Source organism: Paraburkholderia tropica, from assembly GCF_900109265.1.
GTDB classification, from domain to species: domain Bacteria; phylum Pseudomonadota; class Gammaproteobacteria; order Burkholderiales; family Burkholderiaceae; genus Paraburkholderia; species Paraburkholderia tropica.
The window spans coordinates 151,711-172,250 of sequence record NZ_FNZM01000006.1; the positions used below are offsets into that span (position 1 = coordinate 151,711).

The following is a 20,540-nucleotide window of genomic DNA, read 5'->3' on the forward strand; positions in this document are numbered from 1 at the left end:
CTCATGGCCGACCGTCGATTTTTCTCCCGCACGCCGCTGCGTGCCACCGCCTGCGCGTGTTGCGCCGTGGCCGCGTTCGCCATCGGCGCGACGCTGCTCACCGCCGCCCACGCCGATAACACCCCCGCCGCCGCCGACACGCCCGCGCCCTCCGCCGCCGTGCAGACCGTGCGCGTGACGCGCGGCGCGGTCTCGCAGACGCTCGTCGCCTACGGCACCGTCGCCGCGGCCGCCGCGAACGCCACCACGGTCAGCCTGCCGTATCTCGCGCGCGTGACGCGCGTGCTCGTGCAGCCGGGCCAGACCGTCGCGCGCGGTGCGCCGCTGTTCGTCGTGCAGGCCGATCCGAACGCCGTGATCGCCTGGACGCAGGCGCAAAGCTCGGCCACGCTCGCGCGCGGCGAACTCGCGCGCACGCAGTCGCTCTATCGCGACGGCCTCGCCACGCAATCGCAACTGGCCGCCGCGCAAAAGGCGCTCGACGACGCGCAGCAGGCGCTCGCCGCGCAGCACGCCACCGGCATTGCCGCGGGCGAGAATACGGTGACGGCGCCGGTCGCCGGCGTGATCGCGCAACTCACGGCCGCGCCTGGCGACCAGGTGCAGGCGGGCGCCGCGCTCGCGCAACTCGTCGCCGACAACCCGGCCAACGCCCACGCGACGAACGTCTCGCTCGGCGTCGAACCCGCCGAAGCGCTCACGCTGCATGCGGGCGACCGCGTCGTGCTGCGTCCGCTCGCGCCCGCGCTCGACGGTCTGCAAGCGCAAGGACGCATCGTGCTGGTCGGCGCGGCCATCGATGCGCAGAGCCAGCTCGTCAACGTCGGCGCCAACGTGCCGCTCGCGGGCACCGCCTTCCTGCCCGGCACGCGCGTGCGCGCCGATATCGACACGCAAACCGGCATCTGGTGGAACGTGCCGCGCGCGGCCGTGCTGCAGGACGATCGCGGCCACTACGTCTATCAGATCGCGCCCGGCAACAAGGCGCAGCGCGTCAACGTCACGGTCAAGGTCGAGCACGGCAACGCCTACGGCGTGGACGGCGCGCTCGACGCCGCGCGTCCGCTCGTCGTCAGCGGCAACGACGAACTCGAAGACGGCATGGCCGTGCGCCTCGCCCAGACGAAGCAAGGCGACGCGCAATGACGTTCAGCCAATGGATGCAGCGGCATCGCCGCTCGCTGCTGTTCGTGATCGCGCTCGCCGCCGTCGCCGGTGCGCTGACCGCGCTGCGTTTGCCGATCTCGCTGTTCCCGAACGTGTCGTTTCCGCGCGCCGTGATTTCGCTCGATGCGGGCGACCGTCCCGCCGAGCAGATGGCGACGCTCGTGACGATGCCCGTCGAAGAAGCGCTGCGCCGCGTGCCGAACGTGCGCGACGTCGAATCGCGCACGAGTCGCGGCGCGGCCGAAATCTCGCTGAATTTCGACTGGGGCACCGACATGGCGCAGGCCACGCTGCAGGCGCAGTCGGCCATCGCCGAGATCCTCGCGACGCTGCCGCCCGGTACTTCCATGCAGGTGCGCCGCATGGATCCGACCGTGTTTCCGGTGCTCGCGTACAGCCTCACCTCGCACAAGCAGTCGCTCGCGCAACTCTACGATCTCGCGCAGTTCCAGTTGCGGCCGCTGCTGTCGTCGGTGGCGGGCGTCGCGCGCGTGGACGTGACGGGCGGCGCGCGCGACGAGCTCGAAGTGGCCGTCGATCCGCAGCGCCTCGCGGCGTACAAGCTCTCGGTCGCCGACGTCTCGCGCGCCGTGGGCGCGGGCAATGTGCTGATGGCCACGGGCCGCATCGAGGATCACGACAAGCTCTATCTCGTCGTCGCCAATGCGGCGCTCGGCGGACTCGACGCGCTGAAGAACGTCGTGGTGTCGACGAACGCCGGCAATCAGATCCGCCTCGGCGACATCGCCACGGTCACGCAAGGCACCGTGCCGCAGTGGATCCGCGTGACCGCCGACGGTCAGGATGCCGTACTGGTCAACGTGTACCAGCAGCCCGGCGCGAACAGCGTGGCGATGGCGCAGGCGATCCGCGACCGGCTCGCCGCGTTCGACACGCAGATGCCGCCCGGCGTGAAGCTCGCGAACTGGTACGACCAGAGCGAACTCGTGGTCGCCTCGGCCACCAGCGTGCGCGATGCAATCATGATCGGCGTGGTGCTCGCCGCGCTCACGCTGTTCGTGTTCCTGCGCAACGTGAAGATCACGCTGATCGCCGTCGCGCTCGTGCCGATCGTGATGGCCGCGACCATCCTGCTGCTCGACGTGTTCGGCATGGGCTTCAACATCATGACGCTCGGCGGCATGGCGGCGGCCGTCGGTCTCGTGATCGACGACGCCATCGTGATGATCGAGCACATCGCGCGGCGCATGCGCGAAGCGGGCGCGCACGCGTTTCATGGCCGCGTGATGAGCGCGGCGCTCGAATTCACGCGCCCGCTCGCGGGTTCGTCGGCGGCCACGCTCATCATCTTCGTGCCGCTCGCGTTTCTCTCGGGCGTGACGGGGGCCTTTTTCAAGGCGCTTTCGGTGACGATGGCCAGCGCCCTCTTCATCTCCTTCCTCGTCACGTGGCTCGCGATTCCGATTCTGTGCGACCGCTGGCTCACCGCGAAAGACGCCGAAGAACATCGCGAGACGCGTTTCGCCGCGTGGCTCAACCGCGGCTATGCGCGCCTCGTCGCACGCGTGAGCCTGCGTCCGGTCTGGGTGCTCGCGCTGATCGTGCCGCTCGCGGCTCTGTCGGCGCTCGCCTTCACGCGCGTCGGCAGCGGTTTCATGCCGTCGATGGACGAAGGCGGTTTCGTGCTCGACTACCACACGCGCCCCGGCACCTCGATCACGGAAACCGACCGCCTGATGCAACAGATCGAGGCGATCATCCGCGCGAATCCGAACGTGGCGACCTATTCGCGTCGCACCGGCGCAGGCCTCGGCGGCGACCTCAACGAGCCGAACAAGGGCGACTTCTTCGTGCGCCTGAAGTCGGGCAATCGCGAGCCGATCGACACGGTGATGGAGGAAATCCGCTCGAAGGTCGACACCCAGGTGCCGGGCGTAAGCGTCGAACTCGCGCAGCTCATGGAAGACCTGATCGGCGACCTCACGGCCGTGCCGCAGCCCGTGCAGATCAAGATCTATTCCGACGACCAGACCGTGCTCGACGCCACGGCGCAGAAAGTGGCCGCGCGCATCGGCAAGATCAACGGCATCGTCGACGTGAACGACGGCATCAATCCCGCCGGCGACGCCATCGACCTGCGCATTCGCCCCGACGCGGCCGCCGCGCAGGGCATGGACCCGCAGGCGATCGCGCAGCAGGTCGCCGATCTGCTCGACGGCAACGTGGCCACGCAGTACCAGAGCGGGCCGAAGAGCATCGGCGTGCGCGTGCGTGCGCAAGGCGCGCTGCAGATGACCGACACCGAACTCGCGCGCCTGCCGCTGCGTGCGCCCGACGGCCATATGTTCGCGCTCTCGCGCGTCGCCGCGCCCGTGCACGTGAGCGGCCAGCCCGAAATCAGCCGCGACAATCTCAAGCGCATGGTGGCCGTGACGGCGCGCATCGACGGCCGCGATCTCGGCTCGACCATCGCCGACGTGCAGCTCGCGCTGGCCGATCCCGCGCTGCTGCCGCAAGGCGTCTATTACGAACTCGGCGGCCTGTATCAGCAGCAGCAGATCGCGTTCAAGGGGCTGATGGCCGTGTTCGGCGCGGCGGTCGCGCTGGTGTTCGGGCTGCTGCTGTTCCTCTACGAACGCTTTCGCGTGGCGCTGGCCGTGATGGCCATGCCGCTGCTCGCGACCGGCGCGGTGTTCGTCGGCCTCTGGATCACGGGCATCGAGCTCAATATCTCGGCGATGATGGGCATGACTATGATCATCGGCATCGTGACCGAAGTGGCGATCTTCTATGTCTCCGAATTCCAGGGCCTCGTGCGCGACGACGGCCTGCCGCTCGACGAGGCGTTGCAGGCCGCCGGACGCAATCGCCTGCGCCCGATCGCGATGACGACGATCGCCGCGATTCTCGCGCTGCTGCCGCTCGCCTTCGCGCTCGGACAGGGTTCCGCGATGCAGCAACCGCTGGCCGTCGCGATCATTTCCGGGCTGATCGTGCAGATGCCGCTGGTGCTGCTGGTGCTGCCCGCGCTGCTGCGCCTGCTGCTCGGCGGCGGCAAGTCCGACGGCAAGCCGGACGGCCCCACCCGCGCCGTCACGAAGCCGGAACACGAATGAGCGGCGAAAGCGCGACGAAAGCGCACCGAATGAGGGACAATCGCTCATCGCGCTGCACGCCACGCCGCACCACTCACTGCGCATTCAAGCGAACTGGAGCCCCACGATGCGTCTGCTACTGATCGAAGACGACGAAATGATCGGCGAACCCGTGTTCGACACGCTGCGCCGCGAAGGCCATGCGGTCGACTGGGCCAAGGACGGCCGCGAGGCCGAGCTGTCGCTCGCCAACGACGTCTACGACCTCGTGCTGCTCGACCTCGGCTTGCCGAAGAAAGACGGCGTGACCGTGCTCGCCGCCTACCGCAAGCGCGGCGGCGAAGCGCCTGTGCTGATCCTCACCGCGCGCGACAGCGTGACCGACCGCGTAGCCGGGCTCGACGCGGGCGCCGACGACTACCTCGTCAAGCCCTTCGATCTCGACGAACTCGCCGCCCGCGTGCGCGCGCTGCTGCGCCGGCGCACCGGACGCAAGCAGCCCGTCTACACCCACGGCGACCTCGCGCTCGACCCCGCCGCGCACGAAGTCACCCAGGCGGGCGCGCCGGTCGCGCTCGTGCCGCGCGAATTCGCGCTGCTGCACGTGCTGATCGAAGAACCCGCGCGCGTGTTCACCAAGGCCGAACTCGAAGAACGCATCTACGGCTGGGGCGAGGAAGTGGGCAGCAACACCATCGAAGTGCATGTGCACAGCTTGCGCCGCAAGATCGGCGCGGAGCAGATCGTCACGGTGCGCGGCGTCGGTTATCGCCTCAAGAGGGCTGAATGAATTCGATCCGGCGGCGGCTGCTGGGCTGGCTGATCTGCGGATTCGCCGCGGCCTCGGCGATCGCGGGACTCGCGATCTTCCACACGGCGCGCAACGAGGCGAGCGAACTGTTCGACTATGAATTGCGCGCGGTGGCGCTGTCGCTGCCGCTGAACCTGCGCACAGGCCACGGCGCGGCGCAGGATCAACAGCCCGACATGCAGGGCATCGCCGACGATCGCATTCTCATCGACATCTGGGACCGCGACGGCGCGCCCATTTATCACTCGACGCAAGACCCGCCGCTGCCGCGCAATCCCGTGGGTTTTCACGTGATCGAGCGCGCCGAAACGCATTGGCGCACCTTCGGCGTGCAGCAGGCCGACCGCTTCGTGCAGGTCGCGCAGCCGATCTCCGTGCGCGAACAGCTCGCGCTGCAACTGGCGCTGCATACGCTCTGGCCGCTTGCGCTGCTGGTGCCGGTCGCCATCGTGCTCGTGCTGCTGGTGGTGGCGCGCGGCCTCGCGCCGGTCGGCGCGCTGTCCGCGCTGCTCGCCGCGCGTTCGTCGACCATGCTCGGACCGCTCAAGCTCGACGGCTCGGTGCCGATCGAATTGCGCCCGCTCGTGGAAGCGCTCAACGACCTGCTCGCGCGTCTGAATACGGCGTCGCAGGCGCAGCGCACTTTCATCGCCGACGCCGCGCACGAATTGCGCTCGCCGCTCGCGGCGCTCAAGCTGCAACTCCAGGCCGCGCTGCGCGACGGCACGCTCACGGGCGAGCCGCAAACGACCGAGCGCATCGCCACGCGCCTGAACCGCCTGATCCGCCTCGTGCAGCAATTGCTGACGCTCGCGCGCGAGGACGCGCAGCCGGAACTGCCGGTGGCGGCCGTGAGTCTGCGCCGCCTGAGCGAGCAGGCGATCGGCGACTTCTCGCTGCTCGCCGAGGACAAGCACATCGATCTCGGGCTGGAAGTGCGCCCGCCCGTGACCGAGGACGACGCCTGCAACGTGGCCGCCGATCCGCACGGTCTCGCCACGCTGCTGAACAATCTGATCGACAACGCGATCCGCTACACGCCGCCCGGCGGGCGCATCGACCTCGTGCTCACGCGCACGGGCGAGCGCCTGGGTTTCGAGGTCGTCGACAACGGGCCGGGCATTCCCGAAGAACACCTGGGCCGCGTGCTCGACCGCTTCTATCGCGGCAATCACGTGCCCGGCACCGGCAGCGGCCTCGGGCTGTCGATCGCGATGCGCATCGCGCAGCGTCACGATCTCACGCTCGTGCTGCGCAACAACTCCGGCGGCCAGGGCCTGACCGCCGCCGTCGACGGCTTGCGCGCGCAGGAAAGCCTGGCCGCCGTGCGCGCCTGACGTTGCGTTCGACGTCGCGCGCGCGGCCAGGCCCAGCGCGTCAGAACGTCGAGCGCAATCCCACCATCACGCTGCGCCCGCCTTCCGGCGCGATATCGCGCACGACCGAACTCGCGTAGCGCACGTCCTGGTTCGTCAGATTGTCGCCGCGCACATAGGCGAGCCAGTTCGTCGGACCGACGCGGAACTTGTACGTGAGGATCAGACCGAGCGTCGTGTAACCGCCGGTCGGCAGATCGTCCTCGGGAACGCGATGCTGTGCCCACGCATGCACGAGTTCCGCGCGCGCGCCGAACGGACCGTAGCCGTAATCGGCCGCCAGCGTCGCCCGCAGCGGCGCGATGCGCGGCAGCGCTGCGCCCGTATCGACATTGCGCGCGTGCGTGTAGTCCGCCGTAAACGCCACGTCCACGCGATGCGCGCCCTTCGCGAACACGCGCCACTTGCCGTCCAGCTCCACGCCGTAGAACTCCGCGCGCACGCCGCGATAGACGGCTTCGTTGAGCGCGTCGTCGGTGCCGGCGGGCACGACTTCGTCGTCATCGTCGACGAGGCGGCCCGTGTTGTACTCGGTCAGATAGTTGCGGAAGCGACTGTAGAACACGCCCGCGCTCGCCTTGTTCGGACCGCGTTCGAAGCGCAGCGACAGATCCGTCGAGACCGCCTTCTCTTTCTGCGCATCCGGATTGCCGATCAGATACTGGCCGGTCGCGTCGTGCGGCCCGTTCGCGTAAAGCTCGTAGAACGTCGGCGCGCGCTCCGTGTACGCGACGTTGCCCGCCAGCGACCATGCCGGTGCGAGCTGATAGAGCGCGCCCGCCGAGACGCTGCCCGCGTTGAAGTCGCGGCCCTGCGCGTTGGCGAAGCGCTCGTTGCCGTTGGGCGTGGGATCGAGCTTCACGTGTTCGAGACGCGCGCCCGCGCTGAGCTTCAGGCGCTGCGTCACCTGCCATTCTTCGAGACCGAACAGCGCGATGTTGGTGGTTTGCGTGGTCGGCACGAGCGCTTCGTCGCCGAGCGCCGAGAACGTGTTCTGACTCACCTGCACGCCGATCGCGCCTTCGAGCGGCCCGATCTTCTTGTGCCGCGCCTCAAGCCGCGCCTCATAGCCGTGATTGCGGAACGTCGTGCCCACTTCGCCGTTGTCGATTTCGCGATGCTCGTAATCGGTGTAGCCGAAATCGAACTTGAGCTGGCTGAACGGCCCGCTCAGATTGCGGATTTCCGACGCCACGGCGACGTGATCCTGATGCATGCGCAGACGCACGTCGTCTTCGGCGACCGAGCCGTAGTCGCTCTGGAAGCCGTTGTACGAAATGCCCGCGTAGCCGTCGGCCCACGTGTAGGAGGTGCCGACCGCGCCGCCGTGCCAGCGGCCGTCGCTGTTCGGGATGCTGCCGTAGGGCTCGTCGGCGCCGCCGTCGGCCGCCCGCTGCGCGGCGGAATGCGCGTAACCGGGAATGCGCTGATTGCTGGTGTCGCGATCGAAGGCGTCGACGTGGAAGGCGAACTGCCCGTTGCCCGCCTCGACCTGCGCCGCGCCCGCGCGCGCGTCGTTGGCGCCGCCGTAGCTCGCGTCGATGGCGCCCGTCACGCCCTGGATCGGCTCGCGCGGAATGCGGTTGTCGATGGTGTTGACCACGCCGCCGATCGCGTTGCCGCCGTACAGCAGCGCCGCCGGGCCGCGCACGATTTCCACGCGCTCGATCGACAACGGATCCTGCGGCACGGCGTGATCGTACGAGAGCGACGAAGCGTCGTAGGCGGCCACGCCGTTTTGCAGCAGACGGATGCGGTCGCCGTCCATGCCGCGGATGATCGGGCGACCGACCATCGGTCCGTAGGTGGTCGTCGAGACACCAGGTAGTCCGTTGAGCGTTTCGCCGAGCGAATTGGCCGCGCGCAGCGTGAGATCGTCGCCGCCGACCGAGGTAGCGGGCGAGATCAGGTCGCTGTCGCCAAGCGGATTGGCGGTGACGAACACCGGCGCGAGCGTGCTGCCGGTTGTCGTCGAGGCGTCGCTGTTGGCGTTCGACGTCTGCGCATGCACCAGCGCGCTCACGAGCGCCAGTGAAAGCGGCGTGAGGCGGGTGAGGTGCGAAAGCTGCGCGAACGGGGCGAAAGGCGTGAAGCGGCGCAGACGCGCGATCTGCGAAAGACGCTCCGCAAGCGATTCCACGCGCGAAGGGCAAGCGAAAGCGCCGCGAGGCTGGGCGCGCAGGCGCGCGGAACGCGGCTTCGAGGACGCGTCGGACTGGATGAAGGTGGCCACGATGATTCTTGTTTGCGTCGTTGTCGGATCGTTGAAATAAGACGCGCGATGAAGCGCCCGTGAGGCGCAACGCGGTCGCGAAACCCCGTGGTCGGCGACCGCCGCGCAGCGAAGAAAATCGAAAGTGCTGTGAAAGCCGATGCGAATGTTACGTTATAACATTGCCGATTGTGAAGAATTATTTCGACAGCCAGGCGAAAGACAGACGCGCTCCCTGCCTTCCTGCCAACGCAGCATTGAAGAACAAATGCGAACAAATACCGACACGATGCGCGACGATCATGGGATTTACCGCTGCACCGCAAGCTTGCAAGCGCGTGTACGGAGAGGCATAGTGGCGCCATCGGGCCGCCGTCATGCCCCGAGGAGACCGCCATGGATCCACGCAACCGCCTGCGCTATCTGCGCGGCGTGCTGCTCGTCACGGGTGCGATCGCAATATTCGCGCTCTACCCGCTGATGATCGTCTGGCCCGCCGGCTGGGCCTGGCACACCGGGCACTCCGACTATCAGGCGATGATCGTCGGCATTTACGCGACGCTCGGCGTTTTTCTCGTGCGCGCCGCGCGCGATCCGCTGGCGAATTTGAGCCTGATCTGGTTCACGATCTGGTCGAGCGTCGTGCATGGCGCGATCATGGCCGTGCAGTCGCTGATGGCGCCGGAACATCGCGGCCATCTGCTCGGCGATGTTCCCGCGCTGTTCGCGATCGCCGCCGTTCTGGCCTGGCTGACGCCGCGCGCCGCGCCGTCCCGCGCGCGCGCCGTGGCCGGGGAGCCGGTCTGAAGCGCCCCGCCGCGCGCGGGCAGCGCAGCGAATTGCCGCAGTGCTCAACTTTCGGGCCGCCATGCCGACAAACAGATAGATGCCGTACCAGCACCGCGCGGCGGCGCGCGACATCTCGCGCCGCCGCGTATCGAGACGCCGGGGCGCGCATCGTCCGATTCGCCCGGCTCGTCCGATTTACCCGATTGCTTCCGAACATGTCCCGCCTTCCCTACCTCCGGTCCGCGCTGGCCTTCGGCCTGGCGCTCGGCTTCGCGCTGCTCGCCCCAACCGGCGGCGCCGAACCCGTGCCGGCCTCCTCCATGGTTGTAAGCCTCGTCGTGCAGCAGAGTTGTCTGATCAGCGCGAGCGAGGGTGTGAGCGCGACTGCGCCCGCGGTCAGTTGTCTGCACGGCGAGCCGTATCTGGTCTCGCAATCCGAAGCGCCGGCCATGCAGCTGGCGTCGGCGGTGCAGTTCGATTCGCAGCGGTCGTCGCGGGCATTCTGGACGGTGACGTTTTAACGGTCCGCAGACGCCGCCGCGCGTGTCGCGATCCGCGTCTTATCCGGCCCCATCCGCTCAAAAATAGATCGTCGCCGTAATCGTGTCGCTATAGCTTCCCGGCGCGGGCGTGGTCTGTGACGGCACGCGCCCGTACACCGTGAACACCTGCTGCGTCCCGCTTCCCGTTCCGGCCGCCGTCGCGGTGCTCCCCGTGCCGTCGCCCCACGCGCTGCTATAGCCCGAATCCAGATAGAGCTGATAACTCACCGATCCGCCGCCTCCGGAGCGCGCCATCGTGCGCGCCGCGACATTGCCGCTCGAGCCGCTGTTGAGCGCGATCTTGAACGCATCGCCGTTCGTGCATTGCGCCGTGATCGAGCCGTTCGCGCGCAACGCCGAACTCAGCACGCCCGCTGAACCGAACGCCACATTCGTCGCGCTGATGTTGCAGTTGTTGATGACCGTGGCCGTCGACGAAAACGCAAACGTGCCTTGCGTCGCGGTCAGCGTGGCGCAGGTCGGTGCGATCAGTGTGTAGAAGCCGTAATTGATCGACGTCGTATTGCCGCCGAAGCTCTGCGTATAGACCGTGCTCGCATTGTTCACGGTCGGCACCGTCGGTTGCGCCGACGCGATCTGTCCATAGACGGTGACGGTCGTACTCAACGAGGTCCCGCTCGGCTTGCTCATCGTGAGCGAGATCGGCGTGCCGTTCGAATAAATCGATCCCCAGATCTGCGTGTGACCGGCATCGCGATAGAGGTCGTAGTTCATCGAATTCGTGCCGTTCGTGAGCGCGCGCGGACTCGTTCCGCCGAGGTTGAGGCACACGAGCACATCGGGCGTGAGCGTGATGGCGGACCACGTGCAGGTCACGCTGATCGTGCTCGTGGTGGTGAACGTCGTGCCCGCGATCGGGCTCACGTTGCCGAACGACACCGGCGTGGCCGTCGCCGTGCACGCCTCGGCGTGTGCGCCGCGCGCCGCGAAGCCAAGCGTCAGGCACAGCGCGAGCATCATCAACAGGCGTCTCATGGCGGCGTTCCCGCGCCACCGGCGCCCGACAGCGGACACACCAGCGGCCCGATGGTTTGCAGCGTCTCGCCCTTGCCGGCCTGCCACGCAAACGCAACTTCGCAATGCCTGTCACCGCTTTGAATCTGCAGATGGTTGTCCGATGACAGTCCGTCGACGAAGGTGATGCCGTCGTAACCCACGATGGTGTCGTGGCCGCTTTCCACGTGATGCACGCGCGCGCCCGCGGGCAAGGGCTTGCCGTCGGCGTCGTGAACGATGATCGACGCCGCGCGATAACGCGTCACCGTGAAATGCGCGAGCACGCCCGATTGCGCTTGCGGCACGATGTCCTTCGACGTGTCGGCGATGCGCGCGTCGGCCGGCAGATTCATCGTGTCGATGGCGAGCTCGTTGTGCTGATACGCGTTGAGATCGGGAATCAGCAGATGGCCGCCGCCGTCCGTCAAGCCGATCACGCGATTCTCGTGCAGCACGGGAATGCCCGCGACGCCATCGGTCGACACGAGCGCGAAACCGTCGTCGATACGGCGCGCGGGTTCGACCGTGCCGTCCATCAGCACGAGCGAGCCGGTCAGGTCGAGCGAGCCGATCGTCTGGTTGCCCACCTGCTGCACGGCGGCCGTCGCTTCGCCGTAGCGGCCGAGATATTGCAGCTGGCCCTGGCGGAACTGCGTCGAGCCCGTGCCGCCGTTCTGTACGCCCCAGCCCCAGCCGCCGCTGTAATCGGGCGGCTGCAGCGCGTTGACGTTCCACGTGGACGCGCCGTCCTGGCGGCCGACGGTCGCGTTGATCGACGTGTTGTGGCCGAGTCCGATGCTCGCCGAGAGCAGCACGCCGCGCGAATCGCGCTGACGAAAGTCCTGGTACGCGCTCAGGTTCAGCGACACCAGATTGCCGAAGTTGAAGGTCCACGACACCGAGCCGATCTGCGAAACCGGCGCCGAGGGAATCTTGTAGCCGATATAGCTCACCGAAAACGTCTGGTTGCGCAGGAAGGGAATCGCGAGCGTCACGCGGTCGGTCGTGGTCGGAATGGGCGTGCCGTCGCGCGCGGCGAGATCGCCGTAATTGCCGAACGCGCGAATCGATTGCGCGTCGATCGAAAAACGTGGCGACACGAACTGATAGCCGATGCTCAACTGCGTGCCCGAGAGCTTGCCCACGCTGCCCGACACCGACCCGTTGAGCACGCCCGCCGTGCCGAGTCCGAACAACGCGCCGCCGCCCGCGTTGAAGAGACCCGGCGTGGTTTCGCCGTGCGCTTCGAGCGTGAGGTGATCGTTCACGCCATGACGCCACGACGCGCTCACGGCGGGCCGCGAATCGTAATCGAACGAATCGAGCCCGTAATTGCGGCGCAAAAAGCCCGCTTCGAACGAATAGCTCGAGAGGCCCGTCGCCATCAGCCGCGTATCCACGTAGAGCGGCACCGAGGCCGAAATCGTGCGGCCGAGCGCATCGTGCGTGATGACCGTGGCCTGGCCCGCGCCCGTGATGCCCGGCACATCGTTGATGATGAACGGCCCGCTCGGCACCGTGCCCGAATACTGCCGCACGCTGTTGATGTACAGATCGACCGAGGTCGGCACCACGGCGCTGCCCGGCAGCGCGGGCACGGGAAACGTCACGAGGTCGGGGCGCAGCGCGAAGTTGCTGCGCCACTGGAAGCCGGCGATGCGGATCGCGCGCGTCCACGCAAGCGAGGACGTGATCGTGTCGCCGAACTGCGTGGTGCTCAAATTCGCGGGATTCGACATGCTCCACGAGGTGTCGTAGCGCACGTACTCGTCGCGGTCGCGATAGAAGTACGCCACGCCCGTGTTGCTGAACACGCCGTGCGGATCGAAGTAGCGCTCCTCGCTCCAGAGCGCGAATTCGTTCGCCGAGCCGGTCTGCGCGAACGCGTCGTAGTTGAACACGAGGCCGCGCGCGGACGTGGCGTTCGGCGTGGCCGCGACATCGCGCGTGTCGAACTGGAAGGGCTTGCGGATGGCGTTGGGAATCTGCAGATCGAGGCTCTGGCGCGTGGGATCGTAGCGATAACGCAGGCCCGGCAGCGAGTCGAGATCGACGCTCGCATCGGGCGCGATGCGCAGTTGCGCCGTGTCCACGCCCACGGCGTCGAGGTCCTGGCCGCTCGCGAACAGATGCCCGCCCAGTTGCCGGAAATGAACGATCTGGGTCGTGCGCTGGCCGTTCACATCGACTTCGAGATAGAGGTCACGCGTGTCCTGCGCGCCCGCATTGATCAACTGCCCCTGCGCATGCGCAGCGGCGCTGAGGAATGCGAACGCCACGGCGGCCGCCACGACCGCCATGCGCCTCGCCCGGCCATGACGGGACGCGCCTCGAATTCGTTTCATTCTGCGTCGTTCGTTTCATGTCTTCCGGCCCGCGCCTTGCGGCGACATACGGCCTCCTCCTTCACTGCGGCCCGCGCGCGCCTCCCGAGCGGCGCGCAGCCGTTCCCTGCCCTGATCGCGCGAAACGCGCTCATCCACCCTGCTCGATCGCCACCGCGCCTTCCACCGGCTGCGTGTTGACCGTGGCGCGCACCTTCATGCGGCCGATCTTCGCGTCGGGCGGCACCGGCACGTTCCACTGCCGGCCCTGATGCCCGAGCGCGTAGCCGAGCAGCCCGTGCGTGACGTCCCAGCTATGGCCCGAGTCGTCGAAAAGCTGCACCGCCGAAATCTGCGCGCGCCGCTGGCCTGCGTTGTCGGCGCGCAGCGCATAACCGTGCGCGCCGTGCACGAGCCGCCACGTCAACGCAGGCGGCGCCATGCCGCCGCGCGGCTCGACGAACACCGGCACCGAATAGCGCAGGCGGATCGTCACGCCGTCCGCGTTCGCCGTGCCCGGCGCGGGCAATTCGTCGATCAGCAGGCGGTAGCTCAGTTCGGCGTTCGCGTTCTCCGCCGTTGCGGGCGCGCTCGCGCCGCTCGCCGCGTTCGCCACATTCGCGGCGCCTGCCGGATTCACGCGCACGAGCCGCACGAGTTGATCGCCATGCGGCGCGATCTCGATGAGCGGCGGACTGGCGATGACGTCGGCGGTGGGCGTGAGCACGTCGTCGCCGTCCGCCTGGGTCCAGTGGAACACGCGCACCTGGCCGTAAAGCGGCGTATCGCCGGGATTTCGCAGCGTGAGTCCGGTGGCGTTCTCGCTCGCGGAGAACTCGATCGTCACCGGCGAGATCTGCAATGTGGCCGCGAATGCGCCGCCTGCGAACGCCCACAGCCACGCCGCCGCGAACGCGGCACAACCCGCCCGGCGCGCGCTCAAAAGTAGACCGTCGCGGTGACCGTGGTCTGGTAGGTGTCCGGTTTCGGCGTGGTTTGCGCCGGCACCTGGCCGTACACCGTGAGCGTTTGCGCCGAGCCGGTGCCCGTGCCGGCCACCGTGTTGGTGCCCTGCGTGTTGCCCCAGATCGTCGTGCGGCCCGCATCCTGATAGAGCTGAAAGCCGACGGTGGTCGTGGTGTTGCCGGTGGCCGTGCCCGCCATCAAGCGGCTCGCGACCGTGGACCCGGTGACGTTGCCGCCGTCGAGGCCGACGTTATAGGGCGTCGTGTTCGTGCAGGTGACGCTCAGCGTGGTCTGCTGGTTGATGGCCGTGGACAGCACGCCGTTCGTGCCGAAGGCCAGCGGATTGGCGGCGATCGCGCAGTTCGCCTGCAGCGTGAGCGTGACGTTGAAGGTGGCCGTGGCGGTGCCGTTGGAATACACGGCGGCGTCGGCCAGCGGCACGAAAGGCACCACGGGCAAGCCTGCAAGCGCCAAGCCGAGCGCGGCGGAACGGAGATTTTTGCGTTTCATCGACCTTGCTCCTGCATGCCAATCCGCGTGAGCGAATCACATCGGAAAACGGGGAAGAAAAACGGATTCGATAAGGAATTTATACGAAGAACGTCACTTTACCTTTAACGGAATTACATTTTGTTACAGTTTGCACATGCGATGCAGATAAGCTCAGTAAGACCTGCCTCACTTAATGCGTGTTTAATCGATATCAGTAGAACTTACGCGCGACATTATGCGCAACCGATGCGTTATCGAGGCGCGCACGACGCCACGGCGCTTTCATGATGTTCCTTGCAGCAAGGGCTATTACGGATATTGTCGGGAACGCATATTGCGCGCTTAAAACGCTTACTCGGCGGATTTCTTTAAAGACCAAACCAGCGCATTCGATCATAAAAAACGCGATGCTATTTAAATCGCATCGCGTATTAGATAAACCCGGTTTTCGTGCCGCAGTGAGTATTGACATTTGCGCCGTTTCAGCACTCATTCAGCATCGCTTTACCCTGTCGCTTTGCGCGCCATCACTTTGCCACTGCACCCACTTGTTGCAGAAAGGTGAGATTGTCTTCGATATGCCAGTTATCGGTGATCTTGCCGTCGCGAATGCGATAGATGTCCGTCGCGATGAAATCCACCGGTTGTCCCTTGCCCTGCACGCCGTTGAACGTGCCGGTGAAGTGCCCCGTGAAATGCAGATGCGTCACCACGCGGTCCCCGGCCACGACCATCTGCTCGATGTCGGCGTGCACGTCGGGCACTGCTGTATGAAACACCTTCGACGCCGCGAGCGGACCCGCCACGCCTTGCGGACGTCCCGCGGGCAACGTGCGATCCGTGAAATCCGGCGCGAGCGCGGCGCGCGCCTGAGCTTCGTCGCCCGTGCTCCAGAACGTGTCGTAGAGACGCGCGGCATGAATCTGCTGGTCGCGCTGCTGCGGGGGCAGGCTGCCGTCGACGATCAGCTCGCGCGGCTGCGCAAGTTCGCCGCCCGCGGCACTCGCGGCACTCGCAGCACTCGCAGCACTCGCGGGCGCGGCGACGCCGAGCGAAGCGGCGAAAACGGCTGCGACGGCAGCGGTAGACAAGCGGGCAAACGAGCGGATAGGCGTCTTCATGATGGGCTCCAGGTCGTGGGCGAGGTGCGTCTCGCGTTGCAGTGACGTCATTCTGCGCACCGCCGCGGCCTTTGATAATGAGTCCGTCGATGGAAGGATTTTCAAAAACTTCAGAAAGATAGCGAAAGACTCGGCAAGTTCCGCACGACCGTTCGACAACGTTTGCGTCCTCGGGAAGCCTTGCCTGGCGTGCCTCGGCGCTTTCGAGCGCCTTTCTTACAGCCTGATTTCAAAGGAATTTCAGTAGTTCCTTAAAAATATTTTAGCTTTGCCCTAAATATGGTCAGACGAATGTCGATAAGGAGGAGACGCCCGCGTCAGATCAGCCGCCGTAGATGCTGTTCGCCGCGCCACGTCCTCCCTGGTCAAATCGGTACAGACGCATGACACTTACGATCAGAGCGCGGATTGCGCTCACCTTCGCACTTCTCGCCGCCCTGCTCACCGTTTCCGGCGTACTGGGCTTCATCAGCACGGAAAAGGCGAACAGCGCGAACCGCGATACCTATCGCAACAAGCTCGCCGAATCCACGGCGATCGACAACGCGGAAATCTACATCGCGCGCACGCGTCTCGTGCTCGACCGCGTGGCGCTGCATCCGGAAGCGCCCACGGTCCCCGACCAGCTGCAGCGCGCAGCGGGCTTCTTCAAGAACTCCGACGAGTGGTGGAGCAAGTTCCAGCAGATGCCGCACGAGCCGGACGAACTGCCGCTGATCGAGAAGACCACCGAGCGCCGCACCAATATGCGCGACGCGGTGTCGGCCTTCACGAAGGCGCTGCAATCGGGCGACAAGACAACGGCCGACAACATCGCGATGACGCAGCTCTCCGACCTCTACAGTGCGATGAGCGCCGCGAACAACGAGGTCAAGAAGCATCTCTACGAGAACGCGAAGACGCGCTACGAGCAGGCTGAATCGAACTTCTACATGTTCTCGACGATCAGCGCCGTGATGGTGGTGCTCGGTCTCGTGGCCGCCGGTCTCGGCTGGATCATGCTGAGCCGCGCGATCATGACGCCGCTGAACTATGCGCTCGACAGCCTCCAGCAGATTTCGGGCGGCAATCTGAGCCAGACCGTGCGCGCCAACCGCAACGACGAAATGGGCACGCTGCTGGAAAGCATCGAAAAGACCCGCAAGGAACTCGGCGGCGTGACGGGCGCGGTGCGCTCGGGCAGCGAGTCCGTGTCGGTAGCCACGCGCCAGATCGCGGCGGGCATGATCGATCTGTCCGCGCGCACGGAGGAACAGGCCGCGTCGCTGCAGGAAACGGCCGCCAGCATGAACGAGCTGACCTCGGCGGTGAAGCAGAACACCGACAACGCGCGCACCGGCAGCGACCTCGCGCAGACCGCCGCCAGCGTCGCGGCGCGCGGCACCGAAGTCGTGCAGCAAGTCGTGAACACGATGGACGAGATCGAAGGCAGCTCGCGCAAGATCTCCGACATCACGGCGATGATCGAAGGCATCGCGTTCCAGACCAATATTCTCGCGCTCAACGCGGCTGTGGAAGCGGCGCGCGCCGGCGAGCAGGGCCGCGGCTTCGCCGTGGTCGCGAGCGAAGTGCGCTCGCTCGCGCAACGTTCGGCAGCGGCGGCGAAGGAGATCAAGGATCTGATCGCCAACTCGGTCGAGACCGTTTCGCACGGCACGAATCTCGTGTCGTCGGCGGGCGCGACGATGTCCGAACTGCATACGGCGGTCGAGCGCGTCACCGCGATCATGAACGAGATCGCTTCGGCGTCGGAGCAGCAGCAAAGCGGCATCGAGCAGGTCGACACCGCCGTCACGCAGATGGACGAAGTCACGCAGCAGAACGCCGCGCTCGTCGAACAGGTGACGGCCGCCGCGCAGGCGCTCGACACGCAGTCGAGCAAGCTCAGCAGCACCGTGCAGGTTTTCCGCGTCGCTTGATGCGGACTGGCGTGGCGCGTTTCCGGCAGTCCGGGAAACGCGCCACGCCGGATCGGCTGTATTGAACGCCACGTATCAGCTTCGTTTTAACCAGGCAACATCCAGGCAACATCCAGGCAGCACCCACTAGCAACACACGCGCGTCATCGCGGCCTGCGCAGCGCTGCACCGCCACGCCGCCGACTGCACGCACCCCACGCCACTCGCTGGAGTCCCCCTATCATGACATCGCCTGACAAGGCGGGCCGCCGCTCGTTCCTCAAAGGATCGATTGCGATCGTACCCGTCGCCGCCGTCGGCACGGCCTCCGCCGTGCTGCGTCCCACCGCGGACGACATCAAGCGCTCCGCGCCGCCGCCCGACACCCCCGCCCAGGAAAACTATCAGCCCGGCTATTTCACGCCCGACGAATGGGCTTTCGTGAACGCCGCGTGCGACTGCCTGATCCCGAAGGATCACATCGGCCCCGGCGCCGTCGAACTGGGCGTGCCGCAATACATCGACCGTCAACTGCAAACCGGTTACGGCGACGCTTCGCGCTGGTATATGCAAGGCCCCTTCCAGAAGGGCGCGCCCGAGTTCGGCTATCAGTCGAAGCTCACGCCGAAGGAACAGTATCGCCTCGGCATTCGCGCGATCGATGCTTATTGCAAGGCGCATTTCGGCGGCAAGACCTTCGCGCAGCTCGACAAGGAAAAACAGATCGCATTCCTGAAGGATGTCGAAGGCGGCAAGATCCAGGACGACTTCAACGTTAAGTCCTTCTTCAGCGGCTTCCTGCTCAAGAACACCATGGAAGGCTTCTTCGGCGACCCGATGTACGGCGGCAACAAGGACATGGGCGCGTGGAAGATGATCGGCTATCCGGGCGCGCGCGCGGATTACGTCGAGTGGGTCAGCGAATCGAAACCCTATCCGTATGGCCCGGTCAGCCAGTACGGAAAGCGAGGTTAAAAACATATGGCAACAGTGAAAAAGAAGGCCGTGGATGCCGTGATCGTCGGCTTCGGCTGGACCGGCTCGATCATGGCGATGGAGTTGTGCAGCGCGGGCCTCGATGTGGTCGCGCTCGAACGCGGCGACGGCCGCGACACGATTCCGAATTTCGCGTATCCGCAGATCGTCGACGAGATCAAGTATTCCGCGCGCAATGCGCTGCTGCAGAATCTCTCGAAGACGACCGTCACCACGCGTCACACGAAGAACGACACGGCGCTGCCCTATCGTCAGATCGGCTCGTTCAAACCGGGCGAAGGCGTCGGCGGCGCGGGCACGCACTGGTCGGGCGTACAGTCGCGCGTGACGCCGGAAGAACTGCGTCTCTACAGCCGCGTGAAGGAACGCTACGGCGAGAAGTTCATCCCCGAAGGCATGCAGCTGCAGGACTGGGGCGTGACCTACGACGAACTCGAACCGCATTTCGACCGCTGGGAATATGTGTGCGGCACCTCGGGCCGCGCGGGCAACATCAAGGGCAAACCGCAGGAAGGCGGCAATCCGTTCGAAGCGTATCGCTCGCGTGAATTCCCGCTGCCGCCGCTGCCCGATCACCCGACCGGACGTCTGTTCGCGAAGGCCGCGCGCGAACTCGGCTACAAGCCGTTCGCGCTGCCCGCGGGCAACGCCTCGGGCGCCTACACGAACGAGTACGGCTGCCAGCTCGGCCCGTGCAACTTCTGCGGCTTCTGCAGCGACTACGGCTGCCTGAACTACTCGAAGGCCTCGCCGCAAACCGCCATCATTCCGGCGCTGCTGCGCAAGCCCAATTTCGAACTGCGCGTGAATTCGCACGTGCTGCGCGTCGAACTCGACAAGGACGGCAAGCAGGCCATCGGCGTCACCTATATCGACGCTCAGGGCAACGAAGTCTTCCAGCCCGCCAACATGGTCGTGCTAGGCGCATTCCAGCTGCACAACATCCGTCTGATGCTGTCGTCGAAGATCGGCACGCCGTACAACGTCGATACCGGCGAAGGCACCGTGGGCCGCAACTTCTGCTACCAGGTGCTCAACAGCGTCAACATGTTCTGGGACAAGGACGTCTACATCAACCAGTTCATGGGCGCGGGCGGCGGCGGTCAGGCGATCGAAGAGTTCAACGCGGACAACTTCGATCACAGCAAGCTCGGCTTCATCGGCGGCGGCATCATCTGGGGTCGTCAGACGGGTAACGGTCCGGTGCGCGGCATTCCGCTGCCCAAGGGCACGCCCAAGTGGGGCGGCGAGTGGAAGCAGGCCGTCGCGGACAACTTCCTGCACACGGGCCGCATCGAATCGCAGATCAGCAACATGGCGTATCGCGGCTGCTTCGCCGACCTCGATCCGACCTACAAGGACGCCTACGGCGAGCCGCTGCTGCGCATCACGCTCGACTGGCAGGACAACGATCTGCGCGCCTCGGAATACGTGGCCGGCAAGATGATGGAGATCGGCCGCCAGATGAACCCGAAGAGCATCTCGGGCCGCATTCTGAAGCCGGGCGCGCACTGGGACACGCGCGCGTACCAGAGCACGCACGTGAACGGCGGCACGTCGATGGGCGCCGATCCGAAGACCTCGGTGGTCAACAAGTACCTGCAAAGCTGGGACGTCTCGAACGTGTTCGTGCTGGGCGCGAGCGTGTTTGCGCACGGCATCGGCTACAACCCGACCGGCCTTGTCGGCGGTCTGGCGTACTGGGCCGCGGCGAATATCCGCGAACGTTATTTGAAGAACCCCGGCCCGATGGTCCAGGTTTGAGGAGCCACA

Annotated in this window: 16 protein-coding genes; 9 read left to right on the forward strand and 7 right to left on the reverse strand. The window is 66.2% G+C overall.

Going from position 1 to position 20,540, the window contains the following annotated elements; translation table 11 throughout:
- The first annotated feature begins 3 nt into the window (after window positions 1-3).
- The 4 genes from BMY06_RS11425 to BMY06_RS11440 all read left to right on the forward strand — a co-directional run bounded on the left by BMY06_RS11425 (window position 4) and on the right by BMY06_RS11440 (window position 6,371).
- The gene (locus BMY06_RS11425) at window positions 4-1,146 is read left to right on the forward strand and encodes an efflux RND transporter periplasmic adaptor subunit (RefSeq protein WP_080180259.1); all 1,143 of its coding nucleotides are present in this window, start codon (window positions 4-6) and stop codon (window positions 1,144-1,146) included.
- Window positions 1,143-4,244 carry an efflux RND transporter permease subunit gene (locus BMY06_RS11430; RefSeq protein WP_074983183.1) on the forward strand — a complete coding sequence of 1,034 codons (3,102 nt, stop codon included), beginning with the start codon at window positions 1,143-1,145 and terminating at the stop codon, window positions 4,242-4,244. Before BMY06_RS11425 ends, BMY06_RS11430 begins: the two co-directional genes overlap by 4 nt.
- A 106-nt stretch (window positions 4,245-4,350) precedes the next feature.
- Window positions 4,351-5,013: a response regulator gene (locus tag BMY06_RS11435; protein WP_065063985.1), complete on the forward strand. Its 663-nt coding sequence runs from the start codon at window positions 4,351-4,353 to the stop codon at window positions 5,011-5,013.
- The gene (locus BMY06_RS11440; RefSeq protein ID WP_074983185.1) at window positions 5,010-6,371 is read left to right on the forward strand and encodes a sensor histidine kinase; all 1,362 of its coding nucleotides are present in this window, start codon (window positions 5,010-5,012) and stop codon (window positions 6,369-6,371) included. The genes BMY06_RS11435 and BMY06_RS11440 overlap by 4 nt, the downstream gene beginning before the upstream one ends.
- 40 nt (window positions 6,372-6,411) lie before the next feature.
- Here BMY06_RS11440 and BMY06_RS11445 read toward each other — a convergent pair whose 3' ends face one another.
- The gene (locus BMY06_RS11445) at window positions 6,412-8,421 is read right to left on the reverse strand and encodes a TonB-dependent receptor (RefSeq protein ID WP_390971529.1); all 2,010 of its coding nucleotides are present in this window, start codon (window positions 8,419-8,421) and stop codon (window positions 6,412-6,414) included.
- A 597-nt stretch (window positions 8,422-9,018) separates the two neighbouring features.
- On the opposite strand from BMY06_RS11445, the gene BMY06_RS11450 reads away from it, so the two are divergent.
- Both BMY06_RS11450 and BMY06_RS11455 read left to right on the forward strand, forming a co-directional pair.
- Window positions 9,019-9,429, forward strand: coding sequence for a DUF6632 domain-containing protein (locus BMY06_RS11450; protein WP_065063981.1), 411 nt, complete (start codon window positions 9,019-9,021; stop codon window positions 9,427-9,429).
- 197 nt (window positions 9,430-9,626) lie between these two features.
- Window positions 9,627-9,932 (forward strand): hypothetical protein, encoded by a 306-nt coding sequence (locus BMY06_RS11455; protein WP_074983186.1) that lies wholly within the window; start codon window positions 9,627-9,629, stop codon window positions 9,930-9,932.
- Window positions 9,933-9,989: 57 nt separating this feature from the next.
- Here the strand turns inward: BMY06_RS11455 and BMY06_RS11460 are convergent, their stop codons facing one another.
- From BMY06_RS11460 to BMY06_RS11480, 6 genes are all read right to left on the reverse strand, one after another.
- Window positions 9,990-10,949, reverse strand: coding sequence for a Csu type fimbrial protein (locus BMY06_RS11460; RefSeq protein ID WP_231957719.1), 960 nt, complete (start codon window positions 10,947-10,949; stop codon window positions 9,990-9,992).
- Window positions 10,946-13,315, reverse strand: coding sequence for a fimbria/pilus outer membrane usher protein (locus tag BMY06_RS11465; protein WP_080180257.1), 2,370 nt, complete (start codon window positions 13,313-13,315; stop codon window positions 10,946-10,948). The genes BMY06_RS11460 and BMY06_RS11465 overlap by 4 nt, the downstream gene beginning before the upstream one ends.
- A 130-nt stretch (window positions 13,316-13,445) precedes the next feature.
- Window positions 13,446-14,237, reverse strand: coding sequence for a fimbrial biogenesis chaperone (locus BMY06_RS11470; RefSeq protein WP_080180256.1), 792 nt, complete (start codon window positions 14,235-14,237; stop codon window positions 13,446-13,448).
- Window positions 14,234-14,770: a Csu type fimbrial protein gene (locus tag BMY06_RS11475; protein ID WP_080180255.1), complete on the reverse strand. Its 537-nt coding sequence runs from the start codon at window positions 14,768-14,770 to the stop codon at window positions 14,234-14,236. The genes BMY06_RS11470 and BMY06_RS11475 overlap by 4 nt, the downstream gene beginning before the upstream one ends.
- Before the next feature lie 193 nt (window positions 14,771-14,963).
- A complete protein-coding gene (locus tag BMY06_RS38585) occupies window positions 14,964-15,245 on the reverse strand; it encodes a hypothetical protein (protein WP_124263148.1) in 282 nt (93 codons plus the stop codon).
- A gap of 34 nt (window positions 15,246-15,279) precedes the next feature.
- Window positions 15,280-15,873: an ester cyclase gene (locus tag BMY06_RS11480; protein WP_124263156.1), complete on the reverse strand. Its 594-nt coding sequence runs from the start codon at window positions 15,871-15,873 to the stop codon at window positions 15,280-15,282.
- A 383-nt stretch (window positions 15,874-16,256) separates the two neighbouring features.
- On the opposite strand from BMY06_RS11480, the gene BMY06_RS40465 reads away from it, so the two are divergent.
- From BMY06_RS40465 to BMY06_RS11500, 3 genes are all read left to right on the forward strand, one after another.
- A complete protein-coding gene (locus BMY06_RS40465; RefSeq protein ID WP_065063971.1) occupies window positions 16,257-17,792 on the forward strand; it encodes a methyl-accepting chemotaxis protein in 1,536 nt (511 codons plus the stop codon).
- Window positions 17,793-18,014: 222 nt separating this feature from the next.
- Window positions 18,015-18,746, forward strand: a complete 732-nt coding sequence (locus tag BMY06_RS11495; RefSeq protein WP_173816788.1) for a gluconate 2-dehydrogenase subunit 3 family protein — start codon at window positions 18,015-18,017, stop codon at window positions 18,744-18,746.
- A 6-nt stretch (window positions 18,747-18,752) separates the two neighbouring features.
- Window positions 18,753-20,531: a GMC family oxidoreductase gene (locus BMY06_RS11500; RefSeq protein ID WP_065063967.1), complete on the forward strand. Its 1,779-nt coding sequence runs from the start codon at window positions 18,753-18,755 to the stop codon at window positions 20,529-20,531.
- The last annotated feature ends 9 nt before the right edge of the window (window positions 20,532-20,540 follow it).